The organism is Parabacteroides sp. ZJ-118 (genome assembly GCF_011038785.1).
In the GTDB taxonomy this organism is placed as follows: Bacteria; Bacteroidota; Bacteroidia; order Bacteroidales; family Tannerellaceae; genus Parabacteroides.
Genome location: NZ_JAAKDT010000115.1, coordinates 1 through 899 on the forward strand (window position 1 = coordinate 1; position 899 = coordinate 899).

Genomic DNA, 899 nt, shown 5'->3' on the forward strand with positions numbered 1-899 from the left:
GATAATTAGTATCGATTTCTCTTCTTCGCAACTACGAGGATCCCCAATTACTCAATATAGATGGGACAATGCAGGTAGTTCTTGTTAATCTTATAGATAAAGATCAGTTTCGGGTACCTGCCCAATAAGAACAAGGTGACGGGACAAAGCCAAAGCTCTTCACCAGCATATCCGCTTGGGTCTTTATAGAAAGCGCCACCCGTTAAAGTGGAACTTACTTTATACAATCTGACTCCGCAATAGAACTCATCTTCCCATTCCTTGGCAATTCTGATACCAGCCACAATCTCATTTTCTCCACGGGAGTAATATTCGAGAAACTTGGAAGCACCGCCGACCATCAGCGTATGTTCAGACAGCTCTTTGGGAAAGCCCGGGACATTGCAGTACCATTTTCGCCCTATTTTGGTAAATGATACCCTATAAATTCCATTGCCTACCATTGCATGATATATCGCTTTGGCAAGAACCGGTATAGTTCTTACATAGGCGGAACTTTTCTTGAATACGGCCACACTTTTCTTGAAGTAAGTTTTTAGATTACTCATGACTGATAAATTTTAAATGATTAAATAAATGGGATTTTGTAAACGAACACCGCAAAGCTATGTACTTAATTTGAGTTATCAAAATGGACTGTATCTCAATGATTTATGTATATTTGCATAATTCGGAAATTATTTTACGGCACAGCTGCTTGACTAGGTATTCCGAAACATTTCGACTCTATAGAAAAGTTGTGAGGGTGGGGGCTATCTTTTGAGAAGGTCATTGCTTACCAACACGCCCCCAATGCGACGAAGGCTGAGCAAAAAGTAGGTTAGGATACTTGCGCCACGCACCTAAGATACTTTGCCAACGCACCTAAGATACTTGGGGGATGGACCTAAGATGCTTTT

At 40.9% G+C, this 899-nt stretch carries 1 protein-coding gene; it reads right to left on the reverse strand.

All coding sequences use genetic code 11. The features are described from left to right. Positions 1–47: 47 nt before the first annotated feature. Entirely contained in the window at positions 48–548 is a 501-nt protein-coding gene (locus G7Y39_RS13435; protein WP_165157931.1) for a DUF6717 family protein, read from the reverse strand. Positions 549–899 lie beyond the last annotated feature (351 nt).

Bases quoted from the DNA above. Each gene is read 5' to 3' on its own strand.
- G7Y39_RS13435 (WP_165157931.1), bottom strand. From the start codon at position 548: ATGAGTAATCTAAAAACTTACTTCAAGAAAAGTGTGGCCGTATTCAAG.